Consider the following 25,804-nt stretch of genomic DNA (forward strand, 5'->3'; position numbering starts at 1 on the left):
CGATTGCCACCTAGCACTCTATACATGAGAGTGCTAGCACTCAAGGGGGGCCTGCTGCTTCCGTCCGCGGCAGCTAGGGCAGCTGGCCCTTGACCACGGGCAGGCCCGGATCGCTGGGCACGTCCAGCGGCGACGGCGGCGCGCCCGCGGCCACGAGGTGCGCGGCGAAGGCCGCGATCATCGCCCCGTTGTCGGTGCACAGCCGGGGCCCGGGGATCCGCAGGGTCAGGCCCGCGTCCGCGCAGCGCTGGGTGGCGAGCTCCCGCAGCCGCGAGTTCGCGGCCACTCCCCCCGCGATCAGCAGGGTCGACACCCCGAGCGCGGTCGCCGCGCGCACCGCCTTGCGGGTCAGCACGTCGGCGACGGCCTCCTGGAAGCCGGCGGCGATCTCGGCGGTAGCGGCGGCGGGGTGGCTCTCGACATAGCGCGCGACGGCGGTCTTGAGCCCGGAGAAGCTGAACGCGTATGGGTCGTCGCGTGGGCCGGTCATGCCGCGGGGGAAGGCGGGGATCTCCGCGGCGGCCCGTTCGCAGGTGCGGGCCAGGTCGTCGAGCACCTTCCCGCCCGGATAGCCCAGCCCCAGCAGCCGCGCCACCTTGTCGTAGGCCTCCCCGGCGGCGTCGTCGACGGTGCTGCCCAGTTCGACGATCGGCTCGCCGAGGGAGCGCACGTGCAACAGGTGGGTGTGTCCGCCCGACACCAGCAGCGCCACACAGTCGGGCAGCGGCCCGTGTTCGTAGACATCGGCGGCCAGGTGTCCGCCCAGGTGGTTCACGGCGTAGAACGGCACGCCCCACGCGGCCGAATACGCCTTGGCCGCGGCGACTCCCACCAACAGCGCGCCGGCGAGGCCGGGCCCGATGGTGGCCGCGACGACGTCAGGTTTGGCCGGCCTGTCCAGACCGGCCGCCGCCAGCGCGCGGCGCATGGTGGGACCCAGCGCCTCCAGGTGGGCGCGCGACGCGATCTCGGGGACGACGCCGCCGAAGCGGACGTGTTCGTCGACGCTGGAGGCGACCTCGTCTGCCAGCAGGGTCACGGCGCCGTCCTCGCCCAGGCGCGCGATGCCGACTCCCGTTTCGTCGCAGGAGGTTTCGATGGCCAGGATGGTCGTCATAAGGCGCCCCCGCAAGCGGGGGCGGTCCCCTCCCGCCGCATCGTGTACGCGTCGGCGCCGCTGACCCGGTAGTAGCGCCGGCGCAGCCCGACCTGCGCGAAGCCCGCGCTTTTGTACAGGGCGATGGCGGCCTCGTTGTCGGTGCGGACCTCGAGGTAGACGACGCCGCCGGCGGCGAAGTCGAGCAGCTCGTCGAGCAGCCGGCGCCCGATGCCGCGGCCCTGATAGAGCGGGTCGACGCCGATGGTGTGCACCTCGTGCTCGAACGGTGGGGTGCGGCCCAGCCGCGAGATGCCGGCGTACCCGACGAGCCGGCCGTCGACGCGCGCGCCCACGTAATGGGTGTGCTTGGCGGCCAGTTCGCGGTTGAACGCCACCGCGGGCCACGGGTCGTCGCCGTCGAACAGCTGGGCCTCCAGCTCGGCGCACCGCTGCGCGTCGGCCGGCGTCAACGCGCCGATGGTCACGGGCTGGCTGGACGCGGTCATCGGCGAGCCGCCAACGGTTTCGCGTCGGGCCGGCGCAGGTACAGGGCCACCAGCGGCGCCGGGTCCGCCGACCAGTCGTCCACCGCCGCCGCCAGCCCGGCCGGCGTCGGGTGGGCCGGGCCGCACACCGGCAGGCCGAAGAGCGCCGCATGCTCCGGCGAGCCGGCGACCGCGGCGGCCGGGCCGGGGTCGACGTCGGCCGGGGCAGCGACTCCCGGTCCGCCGGTGCGGATCCCGTCGCGGTAGCGGGCCCAGTACACCTCGCGCCGGCGGGCGTCGGTGACCACCAGGGCCTCGGCGGTGGTGAGCACCCCGATGGCGTCCAGGCTGCACACGCCGTGTACCGGGATGCCCAGCGCGTGCCCGTACGCGGCGGCGGTCGCCATTCCGGCGCGCAGCCCGGTGAACGGGCCGGGCCCGCAGCCCACGACGACGGCGTCGAGATCGTCCATGGTCAGCGCGGCGTCGGAAAGGGCGGCCAGCACGTTGGGCGTCAGCCGCTCGGCGTGCGCGCGGGCGTCGACGGTGACCCGCTCGGCCAGCACGGTCAGGTCGTCACGACGCACGATGCCCGCGGTCACGGCGGGGGTGGAGCTGTCAAGGGCGAGGATCACTCGCGCCCCCATTCCCACGTCGCGATCCGCACGTCGGAGTGGCTGACCCGCTCCAGCCGGACGTCGAGGTGCCGCTCGGAGAGGCGTTCGGCGAGGCCCTCACCCCACTCGACCACCACCACCGCGTCGTCGAGATCGGTGTCAAGGTCCAGCGAGTCGAGCTCGGCCAGCAGGTCGGCGCCGTCGTGGTCCAGCAATCGGTACATGTCGACGTGAATCATCGCCGGTGCGCCGGGCCGCCGCCCCGGGTGCACCCGCGCCAGCACGTACGACGGTGACGTCACCGGGCCGTCGACGTCCATCGCCGCGGCAATACCCTTGGCCAGCACCGTTTTTCCCGCACCGAGCGGACCGGAGAGCACCACCACGTCGCCGGCGCGCAGTCCCTCGCCCAGCCGCGACCCGAGCGCGACGGTGTCCTCGACGCGTTCGAGCGTGGCCGTGCCCCGCATCTCGACGTCACCCATGGCGGCGCCACCATTCACGGAATCTCCGGTACCACAGGGTCATCCGGCCCGGAACGGCCCGGCGGACGAGCCGGACCAGCCCGTCGTTGATGGCGTCCGGCTTGTCCAGCAGGGCCAGGTGGCTGGCCCCGGTGACGATGACCAGCTCGGAGCGCGGCAACGACTCCGCCATCTTGCGCGAGTATTCGTCCGGCGTCAGCAAGTCGTGGTCCCCGCAGGCGACCAGGGTCGGAATCCCGAGCAACGTCCACAGCCCGGCCGTCTCGTCGTGTTCCTCCAAAGCGTCGAGGAAGCCGACCATGGTGGCGATCGGGGTGCCGTTCATCATCCGCTGGGAGAACACGTCCAGGCTCCGGCTGACCTGCAGGTCGCTGAACGACGCGGCGCGCAGGATCGGCCCGATCAGCGAACGCGACACATTGCGGCCCCGGTGCATCAGCTTGGGCGCCGAGCGGGCCGTGAACCGGAACGCTTCCAGCGCAGGGTTTTTCAGGATTTCGCCCAGCGGCGAGCGCGCCACCCCCTCGGCCGCGGAGGAAATCAGCGCCGCGCCGACGATCCGGTGCCCGTACTGGTCGGGGTACTGGCGGGCGTGCGACAGCACCGTCATGCCGCCCATCGAATGGCCGACCAGCACCACCACCCCGCGCGGCGCGGCCTCGTTCAGCACGCTTTGCAGGTCGCGACCCAGCTGCGTGAGCGTGTAGGTCTCCGGCGCGCCGGCGCCGGACCTGCCGTGCCCGCGCTGGTCGTAGAACACCAACCGGACGCCCGAACCCAGCCGGTCCGGCAGGCGGGTCCGCTGAAAGTGGAAGGCGCCCATGCGCAGGCAGAATCCGTGGACGAAGACCATGGTCACGCGCGCGTCGACGGGCCCGGCCTCGCGGACCGCCAGCGGCACGCCGTCGGGGGTGGTCACCACGTAGGCGCGGTCGCGGTCGATCGTGTCGAAATCCTCGTCGGCGTAAGGGTCTTCGACCGGGATGGCGCGTTGGGTGATCGATCGGCGGGCGGAGGCTCCCACGATGGTGGCGACGGCGGTCACCCCGGCGCCTCCCGCAAGCCAGGCCCTGCGCCTGTGGCGCCTGCGGGTTCTGTCAGGGCTCAAGGGTTTCGGCCTCGCGATAGGTCCGGGTGACCCGCCCCCGGGGGCTGGTGACCACTTCGTAGTGGATGGTGCCGAGCAGGTCGGCCCAATCTTGGGCGGTGGGCTCGCCCCGGGTGCCGGGCCCGAACAGGATCGCCTCGTCGCCCTCGACGACGTCGGCCGGCCCCGGACCCAGGTCGACGACGAACTGGTCCATGCAGATCCGCCCGACGCCGGGCCGCCGCCTGCCGTTGATCAGCACGTCCAGGCGCCCGCCCAGCGAGCGGAACACGCCGTCCGCGTAGCCGATCGGCAGCAGGGCAAGGGTGGTGTCGCGCGACGCGGTCCAGGTGTACCCGTAGGAAACGCTCTCCCCCGCACGGATCGACTTTACCAGCGCCACAGCGCATTTCACCGTCATCGCCGGGACCAATCCCATGTCTCCGAGCTCGGGCACGGGGCTCAGGCCGTACACCGCGATGCCGGGCCGCACCAGGTCGAAGGCCAAGTCGGGGCGCGACATGGTCGACGACGAATTGGCCAAGTGCGCCACCTCGAACCGCAGCCCCGCCTCGCGCGCCTGCGCCAGCAGGTCGGTAAACCGTCGGGCCTGGATGTCGTTGACGGGGTTGTCGGGCTGGTCGGCGTACACCAGGTGTGACATCAGCCCGCGGATGCGGATGGCGTCCTCGGCCGCGGCCCGCCGCAGCGCGTCCAGCATCGCCGGGTAGTGCGCGGGCGCGACGCCGTTGCGGTTCAGGCCGGTGTCGACCTTGACGGTCACCGTGGCCGCGCGCCCGGTGCGTCGCACGGCGTCGAGCAGCTCGTCGAGCTGGCGCGCCGAGGACACCGCGATCTCGACGCCGGCCAGCAGCGCCGGGCCGAAGTCGACGCCCGGCGGGTGCAGCCAGGCCAGCACCGGCGCGGTGACCCCGTCGGCGCGCAGCGCCAGCGCCTCGTCGACGGTGGCCACGCCCAGCTCGGTCGCGCCGGCGGCCAGCGCCGCGCGGGCGACCGCGGTGGCCCCGTGGCCGTAGCCGTCGGCCTTGACGACGGCCATGACCTGCGCGGCGCCGGCGTGCTCGCGCAGCACCCGCACGTTGTGCGCGATGGCGCCCAGGTCCACGACGGCCTCGGCGAGCACGCCGGGCGTCAGGGAGATCGGCGCAACGGCCCGCCCCTTCATGGCCGCCATTGTCCCAGAACCGCGCCGAGCCCCGCCGGTCGTGGACTTGTTGTCGGGTGTTCGGCCTGATCAGCCCGACGACTCGACGTCGGGCGCCGAGGGCCTCAGTGGGCGAAATGCTGGGCGTTGAAATGCCCGCCGGGCTTGAGCTTGTCCAGCGTTTCCAGCGCGGTGCGCGCGTCGTCGTGCAGCGCGCGGGCCAGGTCGGCCGAGAGGCCCTCGCGCACCACGATGCGCAGCACCGAGACGTTGGTGGCGTTGTCGGGCATGGTGTAGGCGGGCACCTGCCAGCCGAAGGTGCGCAGCTCATGCGAGACGTCGAACTCGGTATAGCCGTGGTCCCCGGCCAGCCGGAATGCGACCACCGGGATCGCCGACCCGTCGGAGATCAGCTCGCAATGGTCGCTCACCCGCAGCTGCTCGCCCAGCCACCGCGCCGTGCCGGACAGCGCCTGCATCACCTTGGTGTAGCCGTCGCGGCCCAGCCGCAGGAAGTTGTAGTACTGCCCGACCACCTGGTTGCCGGGCCGGGAGAAGTTCAGCGTGAACGTCGGCATGTCGCCGCCGAGGTAGTTGACCCGGAACACCAGCTCCTCGGGCAGGTGTTCCTTGCTGCGCCACACCACGAAGCCCACACCCGGATAGGTCAGCCCGTACTTGTGGCCGCTGACGTTGATCGACACCACCCGGGGCAGCCGGAAGTCCCACTTCAGCTCCGGGTGCAGGAAGGGCACCACGAACCCGCCGCTGGCGGCGTCGACGTGCACCGGGACGTCCACCCCGCCGCCGGCCGCCAGCTTGTCCAGTGCGCCGCAGATGTCGGCGACGGGTTCCAGCTCGCCGGTGTAGGTGGTGCCCAGGATCGCCACCACCCCGATGGTGTCCTCGTCGACGGCCTCGACGACCTGTTCGGGGGTGATGACGTAGCGGCCCTCCTCCATGGGCAGGTAGCGGGGTTCGACGTCGAAGTAGCGGCAGAACTTCTCCCAGACCACCTGGACGTTGGAGCCCATCACCAGGTTGGGGCGGCGGCTCTCCCAGGTCTTTCCGACCTTTTGCCGCCACCGCCACTTCAACGCCAGCCCGCCCAGCATCACCGCCTCGCTGGAGCCGATCGTGGACACCCCGCACGCGCTGTAGGGGTCGGCGTCGTTCAGGCCGTCGGCGTGGAACAGGTCGGCCACCATGCACACGCAGCGCTGCTCGATGGCCGCGGTCGCCGGGTATTCGTCCTTGTCGATCATGTTCTTGTCGAACGTCTCGGCCATCAGCTTCCCGGCCTCGGGGTCCATCCAGGTGGTGACGAACGTGGCCAGGTTCAGCCGCGAACTGCCGTCGAGCATCAGCTCGTCGTGGATGAAGCGGTAGGCGGCCTCCGGATCCATCGACTCGTCGGGCAACCGCAGCGCGGGAACCGGCGCGGTGAACAGCCGGCCGGTGTAGGCGGGGGTGATCGAGTGCGCGGGCAGGGACGGGTGTTGGGGCACTGCGGAATCCTTCCTAGAGAGCGGCCAGGGCGGCCCGGATGTGCGGGACGATGCGCGACGACGAGGTCGGCGCCTCGCCCGGGCCGGGGTCGGCGGCCGACAGCGCGGCCGCGCGCGCGTGCACGAAGGCGGCGGCCGCGGCCGCCTCGCCGGCCGGCAGCCCGGACGCCAGCAGCGCCCCGATCATCCCGGACAGCACGTCGCCGGACCCGGCGGTGGCCGCCCAGGACTGCCCGGCGGGGTTGAGGTACACCGGGCCGCCCGGATCGGCGATGACGGTGACGTTTCCCTTGAGCAGCACGGTGGCGCCGAACGTGTCGGCCAGCGCGCGGCAGGCCTTGACGCGGTCGTCGCCGGGGGGCTTCCCCGCGAGGCGGGCGAATTCGCCCGCGTGCGGGGTCAGCACCGTGGGCGCGGCGCGGCTTTCCAGCAGTTCGGGGTGGGCCGCCAGGATGGTCAGCGCGTCGGCGTCCACGATCACGGGCAGGTCGGTCTCCAGGGCGAACCACAGCGCCGCGGCCCCGGTCTCGTCGGTGCCCAGCCCCGGCCCGACGACCCAGGCCTGCACCCGCCCGGCCGTAGCCGGGGTGGGCGACGCGATGACCTCGGGCCACTGCGCGAGGACCCGCTCGTGGGCGCTGCCGGCGTAGCGGACCATGCCGGACGTGGCCGCGACGGCCGCGCCGGTGCACAGCACGGCCGCGCCCGGATAGGTCGCCGAGCCGGCCATCACGCCCGTCACGCCCTGGGTGTACTTGTCGTCGTGCGGGCCGGGCACGGGCCACCGCGCGGCGACGTCGGCGGCCTCGAAGCTCAGCAGACCGGTGTGCGGCAGGTCCAGCCCGATGTCGACCAGTTCGACGCGGCCGCAGTCGGCGAGCGCGTGTACGGGTTTGAGCCCGCCGAAGGTGACGGTCAGCGCGGCTTTCACCGCGGGCCCGGTGATGGCGCCGGTCGTGACGTCGATGCCACTGGGGATGTCGACGGCGACCACCGGGATTCCCTCGGCGGCCTTGAACACCGCGGCAGCGGCCGGTCGCAGCGGTCCCGAGCCGGAGATGCCCACCACCCCGTCGATGACGAGATCCGTTGTGGATGAAACGCTTTCGCCGTCTTCTAAGATCCGACCGCCGGCCTTGCGGAACGCGGCGAGTCCCTTGCGGTGGGTGCGCTCGGGGTTGAGCAGCACCGCGTCGGCGGCCGCCCCGCGGCGGCGCATGAACGTCGCCGCCCACAGCGCATCCCCGCCGTTGTCGCCCGAGCCGACGACCGCGCACACCCGGCGGCCGGCGACCCCGCCGGTGCGCGCGGTCAGCTCGGCGGCGATCCGCGTGGCCAGGCCGAACGCCGCGCGCCGCATCAGGGCGCCGTCGGGAAGGCTGGCCAGCAGCGGCGCCTCGGCGTCGCGGATCGCATCCACGGAGTAGTAATGCCGCATCACCGCTAGCATTCCATGCCGGGCCTGCACGCGGCACCGGCGGCGCTAGGCGCGCCCCGCGAACGCCGTAGTCAGCCATTCGGTCATCGCGCCGGCCAGCGCCGCGTGATTCTCGCGCTTGACGATCTCGTGGCCGTCGTCGGCGAAGAGCAGGTAGCGCACCTCGCGGCCGGCCCGCTGCAGTGCGTCGACGATCTGCTCCGATTCGCCGACCGGGACGTTCGTGTCGTGGGCGCCGTGCACGACCAGCAACGGCGCAACCAGGGCGTCCACCCGGCGCAGCGGCGACAGCCGCTCGAGGAGTTCCCGGTCGTAGACCGGGTGGCCGTACTCCGGATACGCGGCGTCGGCGATCCACGGCTCGGTGTTGCGGTAGAAGGTGGTGAGGTCGCTCATCCCGCAGATGGTCACCCCGGCCGCGAACAACTCCGGGTAGAACGTCATCACCGCCATCGTCAGGTAGCCGCCGTAGGACCAGCCCGCGCAGGCGATCCGCCCCCGGTCGGCCAGTTCGTTGTCCACCAGGAAGCGCACGCAGTCGGCGACGTCGTCGATGGCGGCGAACCGCTTCTCCTTGTTGTCGGCGTGCACGAAGCTGCGTCCCAGGCCGCCGGAGCCGCGCACGTTGGGTGTGAGCACGTTGATTCCGGCGTTGAGCACCTCCGGGAAGATTTCGCTGTAGTCGGGCCGAGCCTGTCCCTCCGGACCGCCGTGCAGATACACCAAAGCCCCTGAGCCTGGGCCCTTTACGCTCGACCGGTACAGCCACGAGGGCAGTTTCAGCCCGTCGCGGGCGGTGATCGTCTCGAGCGTCGGGCGGGCGGAAAATCCGTGCGCCAGCGGGCCGCGACCGGGTTCGTCGATGAGTTGCCATTCGCGCGTGCGCGGGTTGACCACCTCGACGGTTCGCGGCATCGCCGGCCCCTGCACCGTCATCGCCACCAGCGATCCGCCGGCGCTGATGGACAGCTCGCCGGCGACGTCGCCCGGCAGCGGGATCGGTTCGGCCAGCGTGTAGTCGGTGTGATCGAGAATCTGTAATTCGCTGCGCCCCTGTAGGTTCCACAACAATGCCACGGTGGACATGTCGGCGCTGACGGCGAATTCGTCGAGATCGCAGTCGGGGCGCTCGGCCACCACGAAGTAGCTCACGCCGTCCAGCGTGGCGACCACTTCGAGCAGCCGGGCGTGCTCGCAGCCGTTGTCGCTGATGACCAGCGCCCGGAAGTACCCGTCAGCGCCCACGCCCGGGTTGTACAGCCTGGTCAGCTCGCCGGTCGGGCCGTACCGAAGGCGGCGGGAATGATGATCGTCGAGGATGGCGCCGTAGGCCGTCACCGACCCGGGATCGGAAGGCAGGAGCGCGATTTCGGTGTCGCCGTGCAGCATGACCATCTCGCGATAGCCGCGCGGCCCCACCCGGATCAGCGCGGCCCCGCCCCACGCGTCGACGAGCCGGGCGCCGGAGCGGCGGTCCAACACGGCGCAGTCGCCGTTGGCGGGATCGATCAGGCACGACCGCCCCACCCCGTCCTCACCCGTCAGGATGGCCGCGACCAGCGCGCTGTCCCACCCGATCAATTCGGCGGTGCCGTCCTCCTCGCGGTCGGCGCGCCAAGCCGTCCGGTCCTCGGGATCGGTGGTGACGACCCAGATCTGGCACCGGGTCCCGCCCTCGGGAGCCACCTGGCAGGCCAGCCAACGACCGTCCGCGGAGTGGATGACGCGCGAGACCGGGCCCTCGATCGGAAGTTCGACGTTGCGCGGCGGGCTGAACTGTCGGCCGCGCAGGTGGCGCTGCACCGCGTGCGGATAGCCACCGTCGTCGACGAGGTGCGCAAACGCCGTGGCGTCGGGCGACAGCGACGCGCCGTAGAGCGCGCGGACCTGCGGCCCCATCGCCTACCCCTCCCGCGAACCGACTCGCCGGAAAGCCGCTTTGAGTTTCGCCGGATTCAGCGCCGGGCGTTTGCGCTCCTTGGCCATCGGGTAGAAGCAGAGCCCGATGAGGATGGCGGCGAAGTGGCCGATCGCGGTGAAGTTCAGCTCGTGGTGGTCCATCGTCAGCAACGGGAAACCGAAGATGACGAACAGCACACCCAGGTAGCCCCAGCGCCATGGCCGCGCGATGTGATACGTCAGCACGGCCATCACGCCGACCAGGAAGTAGCTGACCCCGATGTCGCGGGCGTGCACCAGCCTCTCGGAGGCCTCGTGTTCCTCGATCGCGTAGTACAGGATGCCCTCGCTGATGTAGGTGGCGAGGATGTGGGCGGTCAATCCGACGGCGAGCCAACGCAAGTGGCCCAGCCAGTGCTCGGCCGGCGCGAGGAACAGGGTGAACAGCAGCAGGTACGGTTCCAGGTTCTTGCCGTCGATCCACAGCAGGCTGGAGAACAGCACGTCGAGCGGATCGGTGCCAAGCCCGTGGATGTTGGTGGAGCGGTGCAGCAGCACGCCGTGCAGTTGGCGCCCGGACAGTTCGTTTTGGATGATCGTCGTGATCATCAGCACGACCAGCCAGATGTAGGTCAGCGGCGCGCCGGTGACGAAGTGCCATACCGCCAGCCAGATGTTCCGCAGCCGCGTCCCCACCGATGCGCTCGCCACGACGCCCACCCTCTTGTGCCCGGCTACTCGACGGTGACGGACTTGGCCAGGTTTCGGGGCTTGTCGACGTCGTAGCCGCGGGCCTGCGCGACCGACGCGGCGAACACCTGCAGCGGGATGGTCGACAGCAGTGGCTGCAAAAGGGTTGATACCGAAGGGATTTCGATCAGGTGGTCGGCGTAGGGGCGCACGGTGTCGTCGCCCTCCTCGGCGATCACGATGGTCACCGCGCCGCGGGTCTGGATTTCGCGGATGTTGGACAGCAGCTTGGAGTGCAGCGTGGCCGAACCCTTGGGCGAGGGCATGACGACGATGACCGGCAGGCCGTCCTCGATCAGCGCGATCGGGCCGTGCTTGAGTTCGCCGGCGGCGAACCCCTCGGCGTGCATGTAGGCCAGTTCCTTGAGCTTCAGCGCGCCTTCCAGCGCCACCGGGTAGCCGACGTGGCGGCCCAGGAACAGCACGGTCGACGACTGCGCGAACCGGTGGGCCAGGGCGGCGACCGGGTCGATCATCGTCAGCACGCGGGCCACCAGGTCCGGCATCGCCTCGAGCTCGTGGTACTCCCGCTGGACCTCGTCGGGATACTTGGTGCCGCGGGCCTGCGCCAGCGCCAGCCCGACGAGGTAGTTGGCGGCGATCTGCGCCAGGAAGGTCTTCGTGGAGGCGACGCCGATCTCCGGGCCGGCGCGGGTGTAGAGCACCGCGTCGCACTCGCGCGGGATCTGCGAGCCGTTGGTGTTGCAGATCGCCAGCACCTTCGCCTTTTGTTCCTTGGCGTGCCGCACCGCTTCTAAGGTGTCGGCGGTCTCGCCGGACTGGCTGATCGCCACCACCAACGTGCTGCGGTCCAAAACCGGGTCGCGGTAACGGAACTCGCTGGCGAGCTCCACCTCCACCGGGAGCCGGGTCCAGTGCTCGATCGCGTACTTGGCGAGCAGCCCGGAGTGGTAGGCGGTGCCGCAGGCGACCACGAACACCTTGTCGATCTCGCGCAGTTCCTGGTCGGACAGGCGCTGCTCGTCGAGGACGATCCGCCCGTTGACGAAGTGCCCGAGCAGGGTGTCGGCGACCGCGGTGGGCTGCTCGGCGATCTCCTTGAGCATGAAGTAGGGGTAGCCGCCCTTTTCGGCGGCGGCCAGGTCCCAGTCGATGTGAAACTCGCGGAAGTCGCGGCCGGCTTGCAGGCCCGGGTTGCCGTCGAAGTCCGTGATGCGGTAGCCGTCGGCGGTGATCACCACGGCCTGGTCCTGGCCGAGCTCGACGGCGTCGCGGGTGTGCTCGATGAACGCGGCGACGTCGGAGCCGACGAACATTTCGCCGTCGCCGATGCCGATCACCAGCGGTGTCGAGCGGCGGGCGGCCACGATCGTGCCCGGCTCGTCGGCGTTGGCGAACACCAGGGTGAAGTGGCCCTCGAGCCGGCGCAGCACCGCGAGCACCGAGGCCGGGAAATCGCCCGCGGTCTCGCCGTGCCGGTAGGCCTGCGCCACCAGGTGCACGGCCACCTCGGTGTCGGTGTCGCTGGCGAACTCCACCCCGGCGGCCTCCAGCTCGTGGCGCAGGGCCGGGAAGTTCTCGATGATGCCGTTGTGGACGACGGCGATCTTGCCCGCGGCGTCACGGTGTGGGTGCGCGTTGCGGTCGGTGGGGCGACCGTGGGTGGCCCAGCGGGTGTGGCCCAGACCGGTGGTGCCCGACAGCGCCGCCGCGGGAGTCTCGGCCACCGCCTCCTCGAGGTGGGCCAGCCTGCCGGCGCGACGGCGCACGGTGAGGTTGCCGCGGCCGTCGACCAGCGCGATTCCCGACGAGTCGTAGCCGCGGTACTCCATCCGGCGCAGCGCGTCCATGACGACCTCGCAGGCCGGGCGCTGCCCGACGTAGCCGACAATTCCGCACATCCTGATCAGGGTAGTGCAGCGATCGCGCCCAATCCGCCAGCACGCCGCCGACCTGCGGAAAGACCGGAGGCGGCCCGGTTCTGGCCGCGGCCACCCGCGGAGGGCGGGGCCTGATCGCGGGCACGGCTCGCGCGGCGCGTGGCGGTCGTCCGTCGGCCCGGCGCACCGCCGGGATGCGCTAACGTCGACGCGTGGCCCGGATCCGCAAACTCGTCGCAGAGCTCAGCCGCCGTGGCCCGCACCGAGTCTTGCGCGGCGACTTGGCCTTCGCCGGTTTGCCGGGGGTGGTGTACACGCCGGAGGCCGGGCTGAACCTGCCGGGCGTGGCGTTCGGCCACGACTGGCTCGCCGGCGCCGCGCGCTACGCCGGGCTGCTCGAGCATCTGGCGTCCTGGGGCATCGTGGCCGGTGCGCCCGACACCCAGCGGGGCCCGGTGCCCTCGGTGCTGAACTTCGCCTTCGACCTCGGCACCGCCCTCGACATCGTGTCGGGGGTGCGCCTGGGGCCCGGCGGAAAAATCAGCGTGCATCCGGCCAAGCTCGGCGTCGTCGGCCACGGATTCGGCGGCTCGGCCGCCGTGTTCGCGGCGGCCGGGATGCCCGACAAGCCCGCGGCGGTCGCGGCGATCTTCCCGACGGTCACCAGCCCGCCCGCCGCCCAGCCCGCCGCGACGCTGAAAGTCCCCGGCCTGATCCTGACGACGCCGGGGGACCCGAAATCGCTGAATTCCCATGCGCTGTCGATGGCCGGGGCGTGGGACGCGGCGACGCTGCGCGTCGTGCGCAAGGCCGAGACCGGCGGCCTGGTCGAGGGCCGTCGGCTGGCGAAGGTGGTCGGGCTGGCGGGCCCGCACCGGCGCACCCAACGCTCGGTGCGGGCGCTGCTGACCGGCTACCTGCTCTATGCGCTGGGCGGGGACAAGACGTACCGCGCCTTCGCCGACCCGGACGTCAAGCTGCCCGGGACGGACCCGGTGGATCCCGAGGCCGAGCCGATCACCCTCGAAGAGAAGATCGTCGCGCTGCTGAAGTGACGCGCCCGGCCGCGGGGTGCCGCGGTCATCGTGGTATCTGTCATTGGTGCGAATCGGGATCGCCCTGGACTACTCGGGCGGCTTTCACGAGGCCGTCGACCGCGTCGTCGAACTCGAAAAGGTAGGCATCGACGTCGCGGTGGTGGCGGAGGCCTATTCCTTCGACGCCGTCAGCCAGCTCGGCTATCTGGCCGCCAAGACCAGCCGGGTCGAGCTGGCCTCGGGGGTGGTCCCCATCTACGTGCGCACACCGTCGCTGCTGGCGATGACCGCCGCCGGTTTGGATTACGTGTCCGACGGGCGGTTCCGGCTCGGGATCGGCACCTCCGGCCCCCAGGTGATGGAGGGGTTCCACGGCGTCGCATTCGACGCCCCGCTGGGGCGCACCCGCGAGATCGTGGAGATCTGCCGGCGGGTGTGGCGCCGCGAGCGGCTGCAATACGACGGCAAGCACTACCAGATCCCGTTGCCCGCGGACCGCGGAACGGGCCTGGGCAAGGCCCTGCATCTGATCAATCACCCTGTGCGCGAACGCATTCCGATCATGATCGCGGCGCTGGGCCCCAAGAACGTCGAGCTCACCGCCGAGATCGCCGAAGGCTGGCAGCCGGTGTTCTACCTTCCGGAGAAGGCCCACCTGGTGTGGGGCGACGCGCTGGCCGCCGGCGCCGCCAAACGGGATCCGGCGCTGGGACCGCTCGACGTCATGGTGCACGCGTCGCTGGCCATCGGCGACGACGTCGAGGATCGGCTGGCCTGGGCCAAGCCGAATTTGGCCCTCTACATCGGCGGCATGGGCGCCAAGGGCCGCAACTTCTATCACAACCTGGCGACGCGCTACGGCTTCGGCGAGGTCGCGGACCGGATCCAGGAGCTGTACTTGTCGGGCCGCAAGCGCGAGGCCACCGACCTGGTGCCCGACGAACTGGTGCGCGGGATGTCGCTCGTGGGGCCCCGCGGATACGTCGCCGAGCGCATGGCCGCCTTCGCCGAGTCCGGCGTGACGACGCTGTTGCTCAACCCGCTGGCGGCCGACCCCGGCGAGGCCGTGCGGTTCGTCGAGGAGGCGTTGAAGCTGCGGCCCGCGTAGGCGGCCGGGCGACGCCCTCGATCATGGCATCTATGTGTTTGCCGGCTTGCCTCGCCGTTGCCGGTCGGTGGCCTTAGACTCCCGTGCACGGCAGTGGTCAAGCCCGGTCGGCGAGGCGTCAGCAAACAGGGCCTATGGTCGACCGTGCATGGCCCGGTCCGGCGGGGCGAGCCGGGGGCCGGGTGCATGGATAGGTGGAAGTGGTGATTAGCGGAGTCGATTCCATTGGCTCGAGGCAAGCCCGGATCCTGGACGCGGCGCTGGAGATCTTCTCCGCCCACGGCACCTCCGACGCGACACTGCAAATGGTCGCCGAGTCCGCCGGGGTCTCCGTCGGGTTGGTACAGCATCATTTCCGCACCAAGGACGGGCTGATCGAGGCGGTGGGCGCGCACGCGCTCGGGGTGGTCGCGACGACGATGTCGGCGCCCCTGCCGCAATCCGGGGTCGACGCGGTCCTCGAGGTGGGGCGCAGGGTGAGCCTCTTGCTCGCCGATCACACGTCCGCCCTGGATTACCTGGCCCGGCTGGTGGTGGACGGCACCCCCCTGGGCGCGGCGTTCTTCGACGCGATGGTGGCGAACGGAATCGCGCAGTGGCAACATCTGGCCGAAAGCGGTTCCACCGCGGACGGCCTCGACCTGGTGTGGGCGGCGCTCAACCCGCTGATCTTGATCCTCGGAGGGATCGTTTGCCGGCGCCAGCTCGACCGCCATCTGCCGGAGCCGCTCACCAGCCCCACCCAGTTGCAGCGTTGGCAGGACGCCGTCAACGCGCTGATCCGATCCGGCCAGCTGCGGCCGTAAGGGGCGATTCGCCTGGGCCACCGGCCCCAATTCCTCGCTTATTGGACTCGACTCCAATACGCAAATATTGCACAATATTCCGATATGGTCGCAGCGCCGCCCTCGCCGTTTCACAGGACCGACACCCTGCAGTTGGTCCAGGCGCTCGATACGCTCGGTCGTTCCGGCAGGGCGGTGGTGATGCAAGCCCACCAGGAGGCCTACCGCTACGCGAGCCGCTACGTCGGGACGGCCCACCTCCTGCTGGCATTGGTGTCGGACGGCTCCAGCCCGATCACGACGGCACTATGGTCCCGCGGGGCGGAGCTCGACGTGATCCGCCGGCGCTTCGAGCGGCACATCCGCGCCCGCGCCGACCAGCCCGCGCGGGTGGTGCACTTGGCCTACAGCCCCAACGCGAAAGCGGTGCTGATCAACGCGGCCGGCCGGGCCCATGCCACCGCGACGGCGACCGCGCCCGAGCACCTGTGGTGGGCGATGAGCGGCGCCCGCCGATCGGTGGCCGGCCAGCTCCTGGCGGGCCTCGGCCAGCTGGGTTACCTCCAGCGAGCCTGCGCCGGCGCGTAGCGGCCGGGTCGTCACTGTCCCGCCTGCGGAAGCTGGTCCGCGGCGATTTCGCACGGCGTGGACGGGTCGGTTGCCGGGCCCGCCGGCCCTGGACCCGGGGGCGCGGCGACCGGCGCGGGCGCCCCGTCGACCGGCGCGGGCGCTGCGACGGGCGCCGGCGGCCCGTCCGCCGGCGGCGGCGGGCCCCCCGGTTCCGCCTCCTCGACCGGCGTGACGGCCGCAGCGTCCGGGTGCGCGTCGACATCCTTGGCCTGGTCGGGGCCGTCGGGTTTGTCCTCGTGGTCGGGGTGAAACGGCTCCTCGTTGTCGAGGGCGTCCTCGCCGCCGAGCGGCTCGGCCCCCGAACCGAGCAGGGAACCCATCGCGTCGACGATCCTGCTGACCAGCGAGCCCAGACCCGCCCCGCCGACGGGCATGGCCGCGGCGGTGCCCAGGTCCGGCGCCGCGGCCGTGCCCAGGTCCGGCAGGGGTGGCGCGGGAAGCGCGGCGGGCGGCGTCGGCGGCACCGCCGGTGCGGGCTCGGCTGGAGTGGGGGCAGCCGGAGCCGACACCGGATCGGCCGGCGCGGCGGCGACCCCGGCAGGCGACGCCGGCTCGGGCGGCGTCGTCGTGCCGGGCGCAAGCGGCCGATGGCCCGGCCCGAGATCGCCGGGGACCTCGAAGCCCGCCGCGGGCGCGGCGGCCATCCGGTCGGTCACCATGGCGTAGGCCGTGTCCACCCCGTCGACCGTCGAACGCATCGTCGTCAGCCAGTCGTCGCGAATCTCGTTGTCCACGTAGGGAATTACGTGTTGACGGATCACCTCGTCGGCGCCGGACCGGTCCCCCACCCCGGTCGTGACCGCCGTCGCCGCGGCCAGCCAGTCGGGCCGCTGCGCCCGGGTGCGCTCGTCGATGGCGATGGCGGTCGCGACCTTGGAATCGACCAGATACCACAGGTTGTCCCGCAGCGACTCGCACCGCTGGGCCGCCGCGCGGACCTCGGAAGCCACGGTGTTGGCGGCGTCGCAGTGGCGTTCCAGGAACCCGAGCGCGGCGTCCCCGCCCGGACCCTGCCAGGCCGCCGTCAGCTCGGCGAGCCCGTCGCGCTGCATCCGCAGGGCCTCCAGGACCGCCGCGCCCGCGGCCCGCAGTTCGCCGCAGTCGCGGTCGAGCACCCGCAGGTCGAGCCCGTCCTCGCTGTCGTACCAGTCGCGGATCTGGCCGGGGTGCGCCGTGAGGTCGGGATGCTGGTAGCCGAGCAGGTGGCAGGCCCGCACGTAGGTCTCGGTGTGCTCGACGGCGGCGCGACCCTCGGCGAGGCGCCCGGCGACGTCCAACCGCTCGGCCACGGTCAGGCGATCCGCGCCGCGGCGTACCGCTCGGCGTCGGCGTAGCGGTCGGCGGCCGCCCGCACCGCCGCGGCGGCCTCGGCGGCCGCCCGCGCCCACCGCGCCACCTCGGCCGTCAGTCGCTGCAACTCGGCGCGCAGGGCGTCGCCGCGCGCGGTGTGCGCCCGGCCGGCGCTCGGCCCGCCGAACGCCAAGCGCGCCAGGTGATCCGCCGCGGCGCGGTCGAGGAGTTCGGCGGCCGCGCCCAGCTGGTCGACGGCCCGGTGGGCCGCCGAGCTATCGAATCTCATGCCTAGTCCGACGCCGGATGCGGCGTACGGGTTCCCGGCCGGTCGGTCAGCGCGCGGCGCTGACGGCGTCGGCGACGCGGGCGGCGACCCGTTGGGCCAGGGCTTCCTCGGGCGCCTCCACCATGACCCGGATCATCGGCTCAGTTCCCGAGGGGCGCAACAGGATTCGACCGGTGTCGCCCAGCTCGGCCTCGGCCTGCTCGACCGCGGCCCGCACCGAGGGGGCCGCGGCGGCGGTGGCCTTGTCGGCGACCTTGACGTTGATCAGCACCTGGGGCAGCGCGCGCATCGCCGAGGCGAGGTCGGCCAGCGCGGTGCCGGTCTGCGTCATGCGCGTCATCAACCGCAGCCCGGTGACGATGCCGTCGCCGGTGGAGCCCACCGCGGGCATCACGATGTGCCCGGACTGTTCGCCGCCGAGGCTGAAGTCGCCGGCCCGCAGCTCCTCGAGGACGTAGCGGTCGCCGACGCCGGTCGTGCGCACGGCGATGCCGACCGACCGCATCGCCAGGTGCAGCCCGAGGTTGCTCATCACGGTGGTCACCAGCGTGTCGGAGGCCAGCTCGCCGGCCTCCCGCATCGCCAGCGCGAGCACGACCATGATCGCGTCGCCGTCGACCAGGTTCCCGTTGGCGTCGATGGCCAGGCAGCGGTCGGCGTCGCCGTCGTGCGCCAGGCCCAGGTCGGCGCGGTGCTCGACGACCGCGGCCTTCAGCGAGTCCAGGTGCGTCGACCCGCAGCCGTCGTTGATGTTGAGCCCGTTGGGATCGGCGTTGATCGCGATCACCCGGGCACCCGCGGCGCGGTAGGCGCGCGGCGCCACCGACGAGGCCGCGCCGTTGGCGCAGTCGACCACCACGGTCAGGCCGTCCAGGCGCAGCGTGCACGCCTTGGACAGGTGGCGCAGGTAGCGGTCGGCCGCGTCCTCGGCCTCGATGCGGCGGCCGATCCCGGCGCCGACCGGGCGCAGCCCCGGCCCGGCCGCGACCAGCGCCTCGATCTGGTCCTCGGTGTCGTCGTCCAGCTTGTGCCCGCCGGGACCGAAGATCTTGATGCCGTTGTCGGGCATCGGGTTGTGCGACGCGGAGATCATCACCCCGAAATCGGCGTCGTAGGCGCCGGTCAGGTAGGCCACCGCCGGGGTGGGCAGCACCCCGACCCGCAGCGCGTCGACGCCCTCGCTGGTCAGCCCGGCGATCACGGCGGCCTCCAGCATTTCGCCGCTGGCGCGCGGGTCGCGCCCGACCACGGCCACCCTCCGGCCCGGCGCGCCCGGACTGGCCAGGCGCCGGGCCGCCGCGGCGCCCAGGGCCAACGCCAGCTCGGCGGTCAACTCGCGATTGGCGACCCCGCGAACACCGTCGGTGCCGAATAGTCGACCCATGCGGACAAACCTCTCACAGTTGGCGGTCTGACACCTAACGTGCCCGTTCTTTTCTGACCGAAACCATGCGTGATCGCGCGCAGACACGCCGCAGACGGCGCGCAAAGATGCGACGCTGCGGCCAGAAAGTGATGTCGATCAGCGCTTGCTGTACTGCGGCGCCTTGCGCGCCTTCTTCAGCCCGTACTTCTTGCGCTCGGTGGCGCGCGGGTCGCGGGTGAGGAACCCGGCCTTCTTCAGCGCGGGCCGGTCCTCCGGGAAGGCCAGGATCAGCGCCCGGGCGATGGCCAGGCGCAGCGCGCCGGCCTGACCCGACGGGCCGCCGCCGTGCAGCCGCGCGAAGATGTCGAAGCTTTCCAACCGGTCGACGGTGACCAGCGGGGCCTTGATCAGCTGCTGGTGCACCTTGTTGGGGAAGTAGGCCTCCAGGCTGCGCCCGTTGAGGTCGAACTTGCCGGAGCCGGGCACGATGCGCACCCGCACCACGGCCTCCTTGCGGCGGCCGACGGTCTGGATGGGCCGGTCGAACACGAACGCCTCGGCCGGGCGGGCGGCCGGAGCCTCTTCGGCGGCCACTGGGGTCTCCGGGGTCTCCGGGGTCTCTAACGCCTCGGTCGTCTCGGTCACTGGGCCACCTGCTTGATCTCGTACGGAACCGGCTGCTGGGCGGTGTGGGGATGCTCCGGTCCGGCGTAGACGCGAAGCTTGCGCTGGATCTGGCGGCTGAGCTTGTTCTTGGGCAGCATGCCGACGATCGCCTTCTCCACGACCCGGGTCGGCTGCTTTTCCATCAGCTCGCCGATCGTGCGCTTGTGCAGCCCGCCGGGATACCCCGAGTGGCGGTAGGCCAGCTTCTTGTGCAGCTTGTCGCCGCTCATGGCGACCTTGTCGGCGTTGACGACGATGACGAAGTCACCGCCGTCGACGTTGGGGGCGAACGTCGGCTTGTGCTTGCCGCGCAGCAGGTTGGCCGCCGCGACGGCAAGGCGGCCAAGCACCACGTCCGTGGCGTCGATGACGTACCACGTCCGCGTGGTGTCACCCGCCTTGGGCGCATAGGTGGGCACAGCGCTTACCTTCTCTTCTCGAGGTGGATCCCGGGTCGAGCCCGGGTGCCGGTCAGGCGTTCACGGTGGGGTTGTTCTCGGCGACCGACATTGACCCGAGGCCCCGGCGTTCCGCACGCCAACCGAGCAGCTTACCGATGCGCGTCCCCGCAGGTCAAAACGACTGTGTGGTCCCGGCGGCTCTCCCCCGCCGGGACCACACAGGGGCCAGTGCGTCTCAGCGTCCCCAGGCGCCGGCCGCGCGACGGTCGGCGTTGGCCACTTCTTCCGCGCCGTCGCGCACCGCGTTGCCGAGATCGACCAGTATCTGGTTGAGCGCGGTGGCCGCCCGGTGCCACTTCTGTTGTTCGACCTGGTATGCGGTCGAGGCCTCGCGGGTCCAGGCTTCCCGCAGCGGGGAGATCTGCGATTGCAGCTCGTCGAGCACCGCGTTGAGACGGGCCGCGGTGCTGTGGATCTCCTGGCGCACCGAGTACTCGATTTCGGCGAAGTTGTACGACAGGACCGGGTCCCCGGCCGATCCGCCGCTCACAGGTGTCCGCCGGCAGCGGCGATCTGGTGGGCATGGTCCTGGCCGGCCTCGGTCAGCGCCGCCGCGTTGTGCCGGATGGTCTCGGCGATCGCGCGCAGGGCGTGGTAGAGCCGGGTCGACTCGGCGTTCCAGCGTTCCAGCACATCGTTGAAGCGCGCGACCGCGAGCCCACCCCACACCGAGTGCGGGACGCCGCTCATGCGGCCGATGAACGCCTGCAGCATCGCCCGGATCTCGTCGTTGCGCGCGTCCGTGGTCGCCGCGACCGAGCGCATCAGGTCGAAGTCGGTGCTCAGGGTGTTCGCCATATCAGGTTGGACCGCGACCGCCCCGGTTTGGTTCCGCCCGGTTCCGGCCGGTTCATCCGATCGCGTGGGCCGAACGCACCGCCTGCTCGCACGCAGCGCGTACGGCCGCGTCGCCGCCCGGGCGGCTCTGGCACCCGATGCTGATGCGCACCGGCCCGTCCAGCAGGACCGTCCAGCGCACGTGGTGCGTGGCACGCACTTCGCGGTAGGTCACCGCGGGCCGCCCGGCGCTGGTTGCGGCGGGGTCGAAGTCAACGAAAACGCCCGCCGGCTCGCCCGCGATCGCGCGTTTCAGCCGCTCGGCGGTGCCGCCGAGCGTCTCGCCGGCCACCGGCGATTGCGTGACGTGCAACGCCGCTTCGGGATCCGACGGCGACGTGAGGAGTACCCGCGCCGAGCCGGGCCCGGTGACGACCCGCTGCGCGGGCCAGTCTCCGGGCACCGTCATCGCCACCCGGCCTTCGACCAGGAAAGCCGTCGGCGCCGTGGGCACCGCCACGGGGGCCGGCGGACCGTGCCGACGCGCCGGAGTCACGGCCGAGATCGCCAGCGGCAGCACCGTGAGCGCGACGGCGGCACCGGCAAGCGCCCTCGCCGACCGCGCGCGGCGTCGTCGACCACGGCCGGTGTCGACCCGCGACGTCGACGGCGCGTCGGGCACCGGCAGGGCCGAACGCGCCAGAACCGCCAGCCGCGCGTCGCTGACTTCGACGACCGCCCGGCCGCTACGACGCACCGCGGCCGCGAGCGACGACGCCAGTGCGGGCGCGCCGGCGACCGCGCTGGGCGCGTCGATCACGACGACCGCCGTTGTGTGCGTCATCCCGGCGATGACCCGGGTGACTTCATCGGCGTCGGTGTCATGGCCGTCATGGGTGTCCGGGTCCGCCCCGCGCGGTAGCGCGGTGACCTCGGCCCCGGTGATCGCCACCAGCCGCTCGGCGATCTCCACCACTACCGCCTCCCCGTCGGCCGCGTGGCGCAGCAGCCACGATCGGGGGCGCGTGACAACGTCACCGCCCAGGGCCCGGGCCGCCGCGGTGACCAGGTCGACACGCGTCGGCGACCACCACGACGGATGGACGACGGCCAGGCCCCCGGGCTGCCCACATCCCAGTGACCGCAGCACCGCGCGCCACAGCGCATCGACGGCGACGGGGCGGCCGTCGACGAGGGCAACCGGGTCGTCAATGGCGCCCAGCGCCTCCCGCATCTCCTCGGACGTGTCATCGGTTGCGACAGGCCCCGTGCCGCAACACAATCGGCGGATCACACCCGGGCCGACCTCGATGATTGCGGGGTGTCGGTTCACGGCGGCGGGCTCCAGGCCACCTGGACGAGCTCCTCGTCGCCGGCCCGCGTGATCAGCAGGCCGCGGCCCGCCGGCAACCGCGCCGGGCGGCGCGAACCCCACGGCGCACCCTGGTCCGGGCCCCCGCTCATCATCAGCGTCATGCCGCCGAGGTCACGCAGGCCGGCCAGCAATGGCTCGAACAGGGCGCGCTCGGCGCCACCGCTGCGCCGGGCGACGACCAGGTGGAGTCCCAGATCCCTGGCGTACGGCAGGTATTCGACGACGCCCGCGAGGGGGTTGGCCGCGGGCGTGGCGACCAGGTCGTAGTCGTCGATCAGCAGGTAGATGTCCGGCCCGCACCACCACGACCTGGCTTTCAGCTGGGCCTGGCTCACGTCCGGCGGTGGCATCCGCCCTCGCAGGGTGTCGAGCAGTCCCGGCAGCATCCCGTCGAGCGTGGCGGGCGAGATGGCGTAGCCGTCGAGGTGTTCCGACTCGACGACGCCGAGCAGGGTGCGCCGGAAGTCGACGATCAGCAGCCGGCCTTCCGCGGCGCTCCTTGTCCGGACGATCTCGCGGCAGAGGTGGCGCAGCGTCGCGGTCTTGCCGCACTCGTTGTCGCCCAGGACCAACAGGTGCGGTTGCCGGTCGAAGTCGACCGCGACGGGTTGCAGTCGCCGTTCGCCGAGGCCGAGCAGGATGTGCGCACCGGCCCGGCTCACGACCTCCCGGCGGTCCACGCGGGCGGGAAGCAGCGGGATCGGCGGTGCGACCGATTCCCCCTGCGCGACACGGTCGGTGGGCCGCGCGACGATCATGTGCAGGCCGTCGCTGGACAGGCCGCGGCCGGGCCTGTCCCTGGGCACCTGCTGCGCGCGCCTGCGGTCGGTCTCGGAATCCGCGGGGTCGCCCAGCCGTAGCTCGATCCGGGTGCCGATCTGGTCCTTCAGCGACGGTCTGATCTCCGCCCAGCGCGACGCCGACAGCACCAGGTGCACGCCGAACGAAAGGCCCTGTGCCGCAAGCGCCGTGATCGGGGCGTCGAGTTCCTCGAACTCCTGGCGCAGGCTCGCCCAGCCGTCGACGACGAGGAACACGTCAGCGCGCGTGAGGTGATCGCCCACGCGGCCTCGATCGGTCTCGCGGGACCGGACGATGGACCCCATCTCGGCGACCATGCGGCGGACGAGCTCCGGCTCGGCGCGTCCGGCGACGTCGCCCACATGCGGCACGGCGCGCAGGGCCTCCAGTGCTCCCCCACCGAAGTCCAAACAGTAGAACCGAACCCGGCCCGGGCCGTGGGTGGCCGCCAACGCGGTGACGAGGGTGCGCAGCGTCGTCGACTTGCCCGATCGGGGCGCCCCGACGACCGCGACATTGCCGGCGGCCCCGGACAACTCGACGATCAGCGGCGTGCGGCATTGCTCGTATGGGCGATCGACGACGCCGATGGGCACGCGCAGCCCACCGGGCGACGGCCCGGCGTCGCGGAGCAGGGCGTCCAGGGCGGGTGCGGCACCCAGCGGGGGCAGCCAAACCCGATGGGCCGCCGGCCCGTGGCGGCCCAGCCGGTCGAGGACCACCTGCAGCACGGTCGGGGTGGGCGGGGCGTCCGCGGCGTGGGCGACGGGGCCGGTCGCCTCGGCGCCGAAGACCCGCACCCCAACCGGCGGCCCACCCGGCGGCGCCAGCGCGGGCGCCGGGCCCGAAACGAATGCGGCCTGGAAGCGAATCGGCTCGCCGACGCTGCCCCGCAGGTAGCCGGCGCCGGGGGTATTCGGCAATTGGTAGGCGTCGAGCGTTCCCAGGACCGTTCGCGATTCGGCGGCCGACAGGGTCTTGAGGCAGATCCGATACGAGAGGTGGGCCTCCAGCCCTCGCAGCCGGCCTTCGTCGAGCCGCTGACTGGCCAGCAAGAGGTGCATGCCCAGCGACCGCCCGAGCCGGCCGATGGCGACGAATGTGTCGGCGAACTCCGGATGCTGGCTGAGCATTTCGGAAAATTCGTCGACGATGATCAGCAGCGTCGGCAGGGCGGCCAACGGGGCGCCGGCCCGGCGCGCGTCTTCGTAGGCGGCGATGCCGGCGCAGCGCGCCGTTCGCAACAGGCGTTGCCGGCGGTCCATCTCGCCGGCGAGCGCGTCGCGCATCCGCGCGACCAGCGGCGCCTCGTCGGCGAGGTTGGTGACGACCGCGGCCACGTGTGGCGCCGCCGCCAAGTCGAGAAACGTTGCGCCCCCCTTGAAATCGACGAGCAACAGGTTGAGCACATCGGGGGAGTTCCGCGCCATCATCCCCAGCGCGATGGTGCGCAGTAGTTCCGACTTGCCCGACCCCGTGGCACCCACGCACAGCCCGTGCGGGCCCATACCGCCTTGCGCGGCCTCTTTGATGTCCAGCTCCAGTGGTGCGCCGTCGGCCGCGGTTCCCATGGGAACGCGCAACCGGCCGCGCCGGGCTTGGTTGCGCCACACGGTGGCCGGGTCGAAGTCGGCGAGGTCGCCCAGGCCCGCCAGGTCCGGCCGGGCGGCGCTGCCCACACCGGCAACGCCGACGCGGAACGCGGCCAGGCGGCGGGCGCACACCAGCGCCTCCACCGGTTGCATCACATCGGGACGCCGCAACGGTTGCGCTTCGTCGTCCACCGCGATCGTCACTGGAGCGCCGTCCTCGCACGCGCCCACCTCGAGAAGGGTGAGCCCCGCAAAGCCGCCGCACGCGCCGCGCGCGCCCGGATCGGCGAGCACGATCACCTGCTGCGCCCCGTCGCCGGTGAGCGCGCGCTTCGCCTCCGCCGGGCTGGGATACACCATCCGGCCGGGCCCCACCGCGTCGGCCGCGGTCGGATGCCGGTTGTGCGGCAACCACTTCAGCCAATCCCAATGGCCGCGATTCGCGTCGCTGATCGCCCCCACGATCAGCAACTGGTCGGGAGGGTGCAGCACGGCCAGTTGGCAGATCATCGCGCGCAGCAGGCCGCGGACCGCCCCCGGATCGCCCCCGACGGTCACCCGCCCGGCGCCGCGCAAGCCGACGGCGACCGGCAGGTCCGCGACGACCGAATGCGCGTCGACGAAGCGCCGCAGGGCCGTCGTGGTGACCGGGTCAATGGGCCCACGAGGCGAGGGCTGCGGGAGCACCAAGCGGGTGGCGAGCGGCTGCGTCCCGGCCCCGACACGGACGAGGCAGAAGTCGGGGTCGGACGCCCGCCGCTCCCACATCCGGGGGCCGCCGATCAGCGTCCACAGCGTGTCCGGGTCCGGATGGGTCCAACGCCGCGAAACCCGCTGCGCCGCCGCCGTTTCGGCGATCGTCTCACGGAGCCGGTTCAGATAGTCGAGGTACTCGGCGCGTTCGGCGTCGACGGCGCGGCCGCGCCCCTGGCCGCGCCCGGCCAGCGTCACCGCCATCGAGACGAGCGTCATCATCGGGAAGGCCAAGAACATGGGGTTGCGCGTCCCGGCCGAGCCCGACGACAACGCCGCCGCCATCACCGCCAGCGTCGCGACCGAGACGGCAATCGGCAACAACCGGTGTGATCCCGGCGCCGGCGGCACGGGCGGCGCATCAACGACGATGTCCGCGGTCGCGAACGCCGGCGGCGGTCGGCGCGCCGCGGGCACGAAACACTCGGTCATCTCGGCCCTCCCACGGGCTGGCGACGCTAGGGAACGCCGAATGCCGCGACAAGTCACCTGTTAACAAC

General features: G+C 72.1%; 24 protein-coding genes. 4 read left to right on the top strand and 20 right to left on the bottom strand.

The annotated features are described in order from the left end of the window. Positions 1-73 precede the first annotated feature (73 nt). The 11 genes from tsaD to glmS form a co-directional block, all read right to left on the bottom strand. Positions 74-1,117 carry a tRNA (adenosine(37)-N6)-threonylcarbamoyltransferase complex transferase subunit TsaD gene (tsaD, locus tag BST11_RS07405; protein ID WP_083137298.1) on the bottom strand — a complete coding sequence of 348 codons (1,044 nt, stop codon included), beginning with the start codon at positions 1,115-1,117 and terminating at the stop codon, positions 74-76. Next, on the bottom strand, positions 1,114-1,605 hold the full coding sequence (rimI, locus tag BST11_RS07410; protein ID WP_083137299.1) for a ribosomal protein S18-alanine N-acetyltransferase: 492 nt from the start codon (positions 1,603-1,605) through the stop codon (positions 1,114-1,116). The genes tsaD and rimI overlap by 4 nt, the downstream gene beginning before the upstream one ends. Next, complete coding sequence (gene tsaB, locus BST11_RS07415) at positions 1,602-2,231, bottom strand: tRNA (adenosine(37)-N6)-threonylcarbamoyltransferase complex dimerization subunit type 1 TsaB (RefSeq protein WP_083137300.1); 630 nt, start codon at positions 2,229-2,231, stop codon at positions 1,602-1,604. The genes rimI and tsaB overlap by 4 nt, the downstream gene beginning before the upstream one ends. Next, positions 2,216-2,686 carry a tRNA (adenosine(37)-N6)-threonylcarbamoyltransferase complex ATPase subunit type 1 TsaE gene (tsaE, locus tag BST11_RS07420; RefSeq protein ID WP_083137301.1) on the bottom strand — a complete coding sequence of 157 codons (471 nt, stop codon included), beginning with the start codon at positions 2,684-2,686 and terminating at the stop codon, positions 2,216-2,218. Before tsaE ends, tsaB begins: the two co-directional genes overlap by 16 nt. After that, positions 2,679-3,731, bottom strand: coding sequence for an alpha/beta fold hydrolase (locus BST11_RS07425; RefSeq protein ID WP_244897563.1), 1,053 nt, complete (start codon positions 3,729-3,731; stop codon positions 2,679-2,681). The genes tsaE and BST11_RS07425 overlap by 8 nt, the downstream gene beginning before the upstream one ends. A gap of 52 nt (positions 3,732-3,783) precedes the next feature. Next, entirely contained in the window at positions 3,784-4,959 is a 1,176-nt protein-coding gene (gene alr, locus BST11_RS07430) for an alanine racemase (RefSeq protein WP_083137360.1), read from the bottom strand. A gap of 104 nt (positions 4,960-5,063) precedes the next feature. Continuing rightward, positions 5,064-6,446 (bottom strand): glutamate decarboxylase, encoded by a 1,383-nt coding sequence (gene gad / locus BST11_RS07435; RefSeq protein WP_083137303.1) that lies wholly within the window; start codon positions 6,444-6,446, stop codon positions 5,064-5,066. Between the two features lie 13 nt (positions 6,447-6,459). Beyond that, positions 6,460-7,884: an NAD(P)H-hydrate dehydratase gene (locus BST11_RS07440; protein ID WP_083137304.1), complete on the bottom strand. Its 1,425-nt coding sequence runs from the start codon at positions 7,882-7,884 to the stop codon at positions 6,460-6,462. A 45-nt stretch (positions 7,885-7,929) separates the two neighbouring features. Continuing rightward, positions 7,930-9,783: an alpha/beta hydrolase family protein gene (locus BST11_RS07445; RefSeq protein ID WP_083137305.1), complete on the bottom strand. Its 1,854-nt coding sequence runs from the start codon at positions 9,781-9,783 to the stop codon at positions 7,930-7,932. Between the two features lie 3 nt (positions 9,784-9,786). After that, positions 9,787-10,494 (bottom strand): rhomboid-like protein, encoded by a 708-nt coding sequence (locus BST11_RS07450; RefSeq protein WP_142276234.1) that lies wholly within the window; start codon positions 10,492-10,494, stop codon positions 9,787-9,789. A 23-nt stretch (positions 10,495-10,517) separates the two neighbouring features. Then, positions 10,518-12,395, bottom strand: a complete 1,878-nt coding sequence (glmS, locus tag BST11_RS07455) for a glutamine--fructose-6-phosphate transaminase (isomerizing) (RefSeq protein WP_067323049.1) — start codon at positions 12,393-12,395, stop codon at positions 10,518-10,520. A gap of 191 nt (positions 12,396-12,586) precedes the next feature. On the opposite strand from glmS, the gene BST11_RS07460 reads away from it, so the two are divergent. The 4 genes from BST11_RS07460 (at position 12,587) to BST11_RS07475 (ending at position 15,892) form a co-directional block, all read left to right on the top strand. Then, positions 12,587-13,429, top strand: a complete 843-nt coding sequence (locus BST11_RS07460) for a dienelactone hydrolase family protein (protein WP_083137306.1) — start codon at positions 12,587-12,589, stop codon at positions 13,427-13,429. A 46-nt stretch (positions 13,430-13,475) separates the two neighbouring features. Further along, positions 13,476-14,519, top strand: a complete 1,044-nt coding sequence (locus tag BST11_RS07465; RefSeq protein ID WP_083137362.1) for an LLM class F420-dependent oxidoreductase — start codon at positions 13,476-13,478, stop codon at positions 14,517-14,519. A 203-nt stretch (positions 14,520-14,722) separates the two neighbouring features. After that, on the top strand, positions 14,723-15,325 hold the full coding sequence (locus BST11_RS07470; RefSeq protein WP_244897564.1) for a TetR/AcrR family transcriptional regulator: 603 nt from the start codon (positions 14,723-14,725) through the stop codon (positions 15,323-15,325). Between the two features lie 84 nt (positions 15,326-15,409). Further along, on the top strand, positions 15,410-15,892 hold the full coding sequence (locus BST11_RS07475; protein ID WP_083137307.1) for a Clp protease N-terminal domain-containing protein: 483 nt from the start codon (positions 15,410-15,412) through the stop codon (positions 15,890-15,892). Between the two features lie 11 nt (positions 15,893-15,903). Here BST11_RS07475 and BST11_RS07480 read toward each other — a convergent pair whose 3' ends face one another. The 9 genes from BST11_RS07480 to eccCa form a co-directional block, all read right to left on the bottom strand. Further along, on the bottom strand, positions 15,904-17,223 hold the full coding sequence (locus BST11_RS07480; RefSeq protein ID WP_083137308.1) for a hypothetical protein: 1,320 nt from the start codon (positions 17,221-17,223) through the stop codon (positions 15,904-15,906). Positions 17,224-17,225: 2 nt separating this feature from the next. Beyond that, a complete protein-coding gene (locus tag BST11_RS07485; protein WP_083137309.1) occupies positions 17,226-17,513 on the bottom strand; it encodes a hypothetical protein in 288 nt (95 codons plus the stop codon). Positions 17,514-17,559: 46 nt separating this feature from the next. Further along, the gene (gene glmM, locus BST11_RS07490; protein ID WP_083137310.1) at positions 17,560-18,897 is read right to left on the bottom strand and encodes a phosphoglucosamine mutase; all 1,338 of its coding nucleotides are present in this window, start codon (positions 18,895-18,897) and stop codon (positions 17,560-17,562) included. A 138-nt stretch (positions 18,898-19,035) separates the two neighbouring features. Beyond that, the gene (gene rpsI, locus BST11_RS07495) at positions 19,036-19,524 is read right to left on the bottom strand and encodes a 30S ribosomal protein S9 (RefSeq protein WP_083137311.1); all 489 of its coding nucleotides are present in this window, start codon (positions 19,522-19,524) and stop codon (positions 19,036-19,038) included. After that, positions 19,521-19,964, bottom strand: coding sequence for a 50S ribosomal protein L13 (gene rplM, locus BST11_RS07500; protein ID WP_067323026.1), 444 nt, complete (start codon positions 19,962-19,964; stop codon positions 19,521-19,523). Before rplM ends, rpsI begins: the two co-directional genes overlap by 4 nt. Positions 19,965-20,181: 217 nt before the next feature. Further along, on the bottom strand, positions 20,182-20,496 hold the full coding sequence (locus tag BST11_RS07505; protein WP_083137312.1) for a WXG100 family type VII secretion target: 315 nt from the start codon (positions 20,494-20,496) through the stop codon (positions 20,182-20,184). After that, entirely contained in the window at positions 20,493-20,804 is a 312-nt protein-coding gene (locus tag BST11_RS07510) for a WXG100 family type VII secretion target (protein WP_067323019.1), read from the bottom strand. The genes BST11_RS07505 and BST11_RS07510 overlap by 4 nt, the downstream gene beginning before the upstream one ends. Positions 20,805-20,856: 52 nt before the next feature. After that, complete coding sequence (locus BST11_RS07515) at positions 20,857-22,116, bottom strand: type VII secretion-associated protein (protein WP_083137313.1); 1,260 nt, start codon at positions 22,114-22,116, stop codon at positions 20,857-20,859. Further along, the gene (gene eccCa, locus BST11_RS07520) at positions 22,113-25,736 is read right to left on the bottom strand and encodes a type VII secretion protein EccCa (protein WP_083137314.1); all 3,624 of its coding nucleotides are present in this window, start codon (positions 25,734-25,736) and stop codon (positions 22,113-22,115) included. The genes BST11_RS07515 and eccCa overlap by 4 nt, the downstream gene beginning before the upstream one ends. Positions 25,737-25,804 lie beyond the last annotated feature (68 nt).

This window comes from Mycobacterium alsense (assembly GCF_002086635.1).
Taxonomy (GTDB): Bacteria; Actinomycetota; Actinomycetes; order Mycobacteriales; family Mycobacteriaceae; genus Mycobacterium; species Mycobacterium alsense.